General features: G+C 70.3%; 6 protein-coding genes and 2 pseudogenes. 5 read left to right on the forward strand and 3 right to left on the reverse strand.

The genetic code is table 11. From position 1 onward, the window contains the following. Positions 1–28: 28 nt before the first annotated feature. Positions 29–1,267 carry a hypothetical protein gene (locus tag BLW04_RS24120; protein ID WP_175484270.1) on the reverse strand — a complete coding sequence of 413 codons (1,239 nt, stop codon included), beginning with the start codon at positions 1,265–1,267 and terminating at the stop codon, positions 29–31. Positions 1,268–1,504: 237 nt separating this feature from the next. Between BLW04_RS24120 and BLW04_RS24125 the strand changes: the two genes are divergently transcribed. The 4 genes and pseudogenes from BLW04_RS24125 to BLW04_RS24140 form a co-directional block, all read left to right on the forward strand. After that, the gene (locus BLW04_RS24125) at positions 1,505–1,747 is read left to right on the forward strand and encodes a type II toxin-antitoxin system Phd/YefM family antitoxin (protein ID WP_091548051.1); all 243 of its coding nucleotides are present in this window, start codon (positions 1,505–1,507) and stop codon (positions 1,745–1,747) included. Continuing rightward, positions 1,744–2,136 (forward strand): type II toxin-antitoxin system VapC family toxin, encoded by a 393-nt coding sequence (locus tag BLW04_RS24130; RefSeq protein ID WP_091548054.1) that lies wholly within the window; start codon positions 1,744–1,746, stop codon positions 2,134–2,136. Before BLW04_RS24125 ends, BLW04_RS24130 begins: the two co-directional genes overlap by 4 nt. Positions 2,137–2,529: 393 nt before the next feature. Further along, positions 2,530–3,453: a collagen-like domain-containing protein gene (locus tag BLW04_RS29400; protein ID WP_091548056.1), complete on the forward strand. Its 924-nt coding sequence runs from the start codon at positions 2,530–2,532 to the stop codon at positions 3,451–3,453. Between the two features lie 350 nt (positions 3,454–3,803). Then, positions 3,804–4,352 (forward strand): annotated as a pseudogene (locus tag BLW04_RS24140) (transposase); the annotation flags it as partial. Positions 4,353–4,583: 231 nt separating this feature from the next. On the opposite strand, the gene BLW04_RS24145 reads toward BLW04_RS24140, so the two are convergent. Beyond that, positions 4,584–5,447 carry a Rieske 2Fe-2S domain-containing protein gene (locus BLW04_RS24145; RefSeq protein ID WP_091548058.1) on the reverse strand — a complete coding sequence of 288 codons (864 nt, stop codon included), beginning with the start codon at positions 5,445–5,447 and terminating at the stop codon, positions 4,584–4,586. Positions 5,448–5,596: 149 nt separating this feature from the next. On the opposite strand from BLW04_RS24145, the gene BLW04_RS24150 reads away from it, so the two are divergent. After that, a complete protein-coding gene (locus BLW04_RS24150) occupies positions 5,597–6,235 on the forward strand; it encodes an HD domain-containing protein (protein WP_091548060.1) in 639 nt (212 codons plus the stop codon). A 714-nt stretch (positions 6,236–6,949) separates the two neighbouring features. On the opposite strand, the pseudogene BLW04_RS24155 reads toward BLW04_RS24150, so the two are convergent. Next, positions 6,950–7,250, reverse strand: a pseudogene (locus BLW04_RS24155) (IS256 family transposase); the annotation flags it as partial.

The following is a 7,250-nucleotide window of genomic DNA, read 5'->3' on the forward strand; positions in this document are numbered from 1 at the left end:
ACGGCGATCCGTTCCACCCAGAGTGGAACTACACGATCACACCGCGAACCATCGACGACGAATTACACTGATGTAATTCCCTTCCAAGCTCTAAGCCCGCGGCGTCCAGCAGCGCCGCACCCGTGGTCAGGAAGCGGTGGGCGGCGTCAACGTCCAAGTTCCATCCGGATGGCTGGGATGAGCGCAGCGCGGAAGCCATGTCCGGGTAGACCGTGCTGGCTCTGCCCAGCTCGCCGAGCAGCAGTTCCTGGGGCCGCTCGATCCAGCGCTCCAGCCCCGCCGGGGCCGACCAGACCTGGTGGGCGCTCACCTGCAGGCTCGGATCGGTGGTCGACTGGAGAAGGAACTCCAGCCGCCATGCCACCTCGTCGTGCCCAGTGGAGTCCACGGGCGCAGGTGGCGGTTCGGTCAGGCGGAAGAGGGCCCGGGCCGGACCGGTGGGTTCGACCCCGACCGCATCCCAGCCGGCCAGCGCCTCGGCCAGTTCGGCGATGCCAGACTCGTCGACGGATTGATCGGCGGGGAATCGGCCATCACCGGCGGTCAGGGCGGACAACCACCCCTCGGCCGGGGGCAGGTGGCGGGGACGACGGCCGCGGCGTGGTGGGAGCAGGTCGAGGGAGGCAGCCGACCGGGCGCGGGCCACGCGTACGGCCCGGTCGACGAGAACGTCGAGGGCGTCGGTCACCAGGCCGGCCGGGTCCTGCCCGGCAGTTCCCCCGCGGCCGTCCTGCTCGGCGCGGGCCACCGGCGGCATCGCCGCGACGAGCCCGTGCATGGTCACGGCGTCCGGACCGGTCACGATCGGCCGCCAGCGCGCCGCAGGTTCGCCTGCAACGAAGAGGAGGGACGGCAGGACCCGGCCGCGGGCGGCGAGGTCGTCGGCGAAGGCCGCCATGGCCCGAAGGTGCGCGACGGAGGCTCCGTACCGGACCTGGGGGCGTTCGTCGGTGAGCTCGGCCGGATCCACCAGGAGCGCGGGCACCACCCACGGCAACAGCGCGGGCGGCCGCTGCGGGGCGGGACGTGGGGTGGTGCGCACAAGTTCCGGAGGGTCCAGCGGAGCCATCCGCAGCGACGGCAGCAGCAGGGTTGCGGTCACCGGCTTGCCGACGTGGACTTCGGCCAGGGCCGCCGTGTCCGCGGCGAACGGATGCGCACGCGTCGACCGGACTGCCTGGCTGCCGCTCTTGACGGGCCGGTCACCATCCAGACCCCAGATCAGCGGTCCACGACCGGGCGACCACAGAGCGTGCACCACCAGCATGCGCCGGTGCTCCCTTCGACCAGATGGCGTGGCCAGCCTACTGGCGGCTGGGTCCGCTGCGACGGGGACCTACCGACCGAGCCAATGCTGCTCGAACGCCGAACTGACGCCACTCGCTGCCTGCGTTCTGGTCGTTTTGCTGCGTCGTCCGCAATGGACGTCGTCGCCGCGGATGTCTCGGCAACGGCAGCACCGGGCAAGGGGCGCCCCCGCGCGAGTCGCCGCTAGACTAAGTCCATGACTAAGCTAGCGGCTAGTGTCGGTGTACACGAGGCGAAGACGCAACTATCGAAGCTGTTGCGGCTGGTGGACGCGGGGCAGGAGGTGGAAATCCTGCGCAACGGCGAACCGGTGGCGCGTCTGGTTCCTGCGGGCACCCGAGCGGTTCGGAGGTTCGGCACGGACCGCGGCCGCTTCGTCGTTCCCGAGGATTTCGACGCGGCTCTGCCGGCTGAGGTCCTGGGTGCTTTCACCCGGTGACTCGTTACCTGCTGGACACCCATGTCTGGCTGTGGTTGCAGACGACACCCGAACGGCTGCGCGACGAGGTGGGCGCGCTGCTCGCCGACCGGACCAACACGTTGCTGCTCTCAGCGGTGAGCAGCTGGGAGATCGCCGTCAAGTACCGACTCGGCAAGCTGCCGCTACCGGAGCCGCCAGCGGAGTACGTCCCTGAGCGGATGCGTCGGTCAGGTGTGACACCGCTGCCGATCGAGCATGTGCACGCCCTTCGGGTAGCCGACCTGCCCGAGCATCACAGCGACCCCTTCGACCGCCTACTGGTCGCGCAAGCCCAACTCTTGGACGTGCCGATCGTGACGGCTGACGGACAGCTCGCGGCGTACGAGGTTGAAATCGTCTCAGCGTGACGTGCTCACCTGCTGCCTGCGGAGAGGCAGCAAACGGGTCACCGGCACAGTGGGAGCCCGCTCGGCCATGTGCCGACGTTGTGTCCGGGGGACGACTTGGTACGTAGCCCAACGAATCCGGCTGCAGCGGCCGTGAGGCAGGTCTCGCCAGTGGTGCAGGCCAACGGCGGGTGGACGGACACGGTCCGACGGCGGGGCTGTGGCCAGCCTCACTGCTAGCGCAGCGCTTGCTTCGGCTAGCAGTGGGCATCCAGGGCGTGTTGGTCTCCGGGCCAATGCACGCTCGATACCGGCTTTGCGGTGTCGATCGGTCCTCGCAGAGGCCGAGACGATTCCCACCACAGGTAGCTGATCCAGCGACGCTGCCCGCCATCCATGAGAGGCCAGGTCCACATGGCACAGTCAAAGACCGCCACACGCACTGAGACCGTCGCCGTTCCCGTCGACGTGACCGTCGAGGAGGGCGACCGAGGACTCAAGGGCCCGGCCGGCCCGGTCGGCACCCTCGGCGAGCCCGGTGACAGGGGGCCTCAGGGTCCGGTCGGCGCGGCAGGCGAGCCCGGAGAGAAGGGCGCCCGGGGCCCGGTCGGTACTGTCGGCAAGCAGGGCGACAGCGGCCCGACCGGTCCTGTCGGCCCGGTTGGTGAGCGTGGTCCGAAGGGACCGCTCGGCCTGCAGGGCGAGAAGGGACCGCAGGGATCCGAGGGCAAGACCGGCCCCCAGGGCGAGCAGGGCCTGCCCGGCTCGACCGGTCGGCCCGGCGAGGATGGTCCGCAGGGCCAGCCCGGGTTGCGCGGCAAGCAGGGCCAGCAGGGTCCCGCCGGCGAGCGGGGTCTGCCCGGTGGGCAGGGGCCGCTGGGCGAGAAGGGCCTCCGGGGGGCCCAGGGCCAGCGTGGCGTGATCGGGGAGACGGGCGAGAAGGGCCTGCGCGGTCTACAGGGCGCGCAGGGCGAGCTCGGTGAGCAGGGCGAGTCGGGCGTTCGCGGCCTGCAGGGGCCGCAGGGCGTGCAGGGCCAGGCCGGCCAGGCCGGCCCGGTCGGTCTGCCCGGCGTGCAGGGTCCGCAGGGCGCCTCCGGTCCCGCCTGGCTTCACCAGCCCAGCTCCGCTGAGCTCGCGACCAAGGTCAAGCAAGCGGCGCTGGACCTCTCGCCGCGCACCCTGCTCGACCCGCGGGTCGGCGTTCGGTACCTCGCGACGTTGACGTCGCGGCTGGTCAAGCTGCAGGGTGGACTTTTCCTGCGTGCCATCGTCGACACCGAGGCCGGGGCGAAGGAGCAGCCGGTCGCCGATCGGTCCAACGTGCGCTCCATCGCCTGACAGCGCTGAACGGATGAAGGGCGCCTCGTACCGCTGAGTCGGAACGGGGCGCCCTTCGCTGTTCGAGCAGGTCTGTCTGCGGGGATGGCCACCGAACCCGGACCGACGCCGGATGCAGTCGCCGACAGCAGCTGGCGCAGTGCCGTCAGCTCGGCAGCAGCGAGCCTGCCGTCTCCATCACGGGACGGACATTGCGGCGACAACGACAGAGCCCCGCCGGCCATCGACCGTGGGGCTCTTGTGTGTCCGAGGGGGGACACGGTGCATACGCACACGGCTGCGACAGGGTGACATGTGACCAGTGGACGCCCCGCCGATCAGGACGCCCGGGGTCCTCGCTGCCCGCCAACACCGCCGAGCTGACGAAGATCCCCGCCGATGTGTGGACACCGGCCTACGACGCGAACAACCAGATCCGCGAGGGCGCGTGGGTGGCGGAGTTGACCGGGCTGCTGGACCTCTCGGGCTGGCCGCCGGGCATGCGGGTCATCGCCCGCAAAGAGCGACCGCCCCCCGGGGCGCAGCTGCGGATCACCGACGTCGACGGGCTGCGAGTCACCGCCTTCGCCACCAACACTCCCCGCGGGCAGCTGCCCGATCTGGAGCTGCGGCACCGCCGCCGGGCCCGCGCGGAGGACCGGATTCGTTGCGCGAAGGACACCGGGCTGCGCAACCTGCACGACTTCGCCCAGAACCAGATCTGGTGCGCCCTCGTCGCGCTGGCCTGTGAGCTCACCGCCTGGATGCAGATGCTCGCCCTCACCGGCTCTGCGGCCCGACGGTGGGAACCCAAACGGCTACGAACCAGGCTGTTCACCGTCCCGGCCACGCTGGCCCGCACCGGCCGCCGGCGACTGCTGCACCTGGCCGATCACCATCCCTGGGCCGCCGTCCACTAGGCCGTCCTCCGGCTACGAGCGCTGCCCGCCGGACCGGTGCACATCCCCGGCTGACCGCCAGCACCGACCGCCCCGACGACCCCGCACCGCCCGGACGTGGAACCGGCGCCCACTCGAGGCGACACTCGGTGGAATTGTCACACCCTGGTGAAAGACTCACCGCCCAACGGCCACCAAGTCCGCTGCCCATGATCAACGCCGGACGGACGAAAGATCCGGGCTAGTGGAGGGCTAGTGGACCACGTCATCGGGGTCGACGTCCTCTCCGCTGAGTCCCCGCGCGTGCTGGTGCTGCTCGTGGAAGGCAACCCATTCCCGACCGAGTTGCTCCCGGCGTGCCCGGTCGGTGCTCTCCCGGAACAGAGGAAGGGCGTCGCGTTCCTCCTCCTGCAGGTGCTCCTCGTTGACTTCGCGGGCAGTGCGCAGGGCTTGCCACCAGTCCTCGCTGCCGGCAGCGTGCTGCTGCACCGCACGAACGCTGTCACGTATCTCGTTGTGCTCCCGGACGGCGTGGTGGGCCTCCTCGGCTCCCTCGTCGGCGGCTCGTGCCAGCTTCGGATACAGCATCGACTCCTCGCCGCTCGCGTGGATCTCGAGGAGTTCGGTCAGGGTCGCCCACGCCTTCGTCAGCTCTTCTGCGTCGGTCAGCGCGTCGATGGCCTCGAACTGGCGGCGCATGGCGTCATGTTCGAGCTCGACGAGGACGGTGATGTCCATGTCCGGACCCGCAGCCGCGGGATCACCGTCCGCGCGACCCGCCGGGGCGTTTCCGTCCCGCTCGGGGTTCTGAGGCTCGCTGAGAACGAGCGCCCCATCGGCGATCGCGACCGACCAGGTGGCGACCCCGGACGGCGCCGGGCCGTCCACGACCTCGCCGGTCGTCACGTCGAAGGTGGCCATGTGACAGGGACAGACGACGGTCTGTCCGTCCAGCTCGCCCTCTGCGAGAGAGCAGCCGGCGTGCGGGCAGGTGTCGTCGAAGGCGTGCAGCTTGCCCGCCAGCATGGCGACCGCCACCACCGAACCCTCGTGCCCGACGGCGAGCATCTCGCCGTCTGCGGGCGGTGCGGGGGCAGAGGGGATCTGTGCTGTCATCTCGTGCCCCTACCCGGAACAAGGCCTGCTATCCGACCGCCGCCTCCGCAACGACGTGGTGCAGCCGCGGCTCGCCAGTCGGACATGGCGCCTCGATGAGCGCTCGTCGACCCTGGAAGTCACACCGCCGAGACGAAGGAGAACAGGTCATGAGCGAGTCGATCGCGGGCGTGCTCATCCCGGACAGCGAGTTGGCGCGGGAGGCGACAGAACTGGTCCGTGAGGCAGCCTCACCGCTGCTGTTCGACCACTCCCGCCGGGTGTTCCTCTGGGGGACGCTGCGCGGGAACGAGCAGGGGCTACGGTTCGACCCGGAGCTGCTGCACCCGGCGGCGATGTTCCACGACCTGGGGCTGACCGAGCGGTTCCGTCGCACCGACCAGCGCTTCGAGATCGACAGTGCCGACGAGGCGCGGCGGTTCCTGCACGCCTACGGCATCACCGGCGAGGACGCCGACCGGGTCTGGACGGCGATCGCCCTGCACACGACGCCGGAGATCCCGCTGCACATGGCCGCCGAGATCGCCCTGCTGACCCGGGGAGTGGAGCTGGACGTGCTGGGCATCGGCTACCACACGGTTTCCGACGATCAGCGCGCGGCCGTGGTGGCCGCCCATCCCCGACCGGATTTCAAGAATCGGATCCTGGCCGCCTTCACCGAAGGCATCGCAGACCGCCCGGAGACCACGTTCGGCAACGTCAAGGCGGACGTGCTCGCTCACTACGTTCCCGGCTTCGTCCGCGGTGACTTCGTCGAGGTGATCAAGAACTCCGCCTGGCCGGAGTGACCCCGGCCCCCGCGACCGATGAGGACCCGAGTAGTACCTGGGGGCGGCCGGCGGGCCGCCTGAGGGGGTTCCCCCCGGCAGACGATCACCCCCGGGAACTCCGGCGCCCTGTCGAGTTGCCGCGCGGATGGCGACGCACGGGGATCAGCCGTCCGCGACCACCGAAGGCATGCGGACCCTCGGCGATTGCGTGGGACTGCCCCCGGTCCAGTTGGTCCCTGTCCTTTGAGGGGACGACCAACGGGCGTCCGACAACCAAGGCCAGCCGGCCGAGGCCGCCCTTCAGGCATCCAGCGGACGTGCCGACAATCAGAGGCAGGAAAATCACCGCCGGCTCAGAAGCCGTGGGGGTTCAACTCGGTGTCCGAGGGGCGACCCGGTACATGCGCACACGGCTACGGCCGCGGTCGGTGCAGCCGTAGGGGTGGGTGCTCTCTTGGCGAGAGACCGGGCAAACGATCCGGTTGCGACGTCGTCGCTTCCAGGCACCTCGGCGCTGCTCCGGCGGCGCAGACCTGCGAGGGGACCGGCCACGCCGAGAGCCCGAGGAGGACCCCGTCGAGGCGCTTCGACGCCACAATCTCGAACACGGCATTGCGGCTGCTGCACACCACGCCGACCTGGACCGAGGACGCCGACACCTGGAGGCCACCTGGAGGGGACTCGGAGGATGTCCCGAGTTCCGTGGAACTTCGGTAGCGGCCCGTTGATCAACTAGGCGGCGTTGCTGACGGGCCCATCATGCGCGGCGGGTACGACAGTTGCAGCGGTGGCCTGCTCGAGGGCGGTGCGTAGCGCCGGCAGGTGCAGGTGGCCGTTGACGCGGCGGAATTGCTTGCCTGCCTCGATCATCCCGGCGGCGCACCAGCGCAGCGCCATCTGCCCGTCGCGCCAGCGCTTGACGTTGGTCGAGTGCTGGCGGCAGATGGAGATCATCGACTCGATCATGTTCGTGGAGCGCATCGATCGGGCCAGTGTGGGCGGTAGGTCCAGGCGCAGCACGGTCAGTGTCTCG

The sequence above is a fragment of the Modestobacter sp. DSM 44400 genome, from assembly GCF_900107175.1.
Taxonomy (GTDB): Bacteria; Actinomycetota; Actinomycetes; order Mycobacteriales; family Geodermatophilaceae; genus Modestobacter.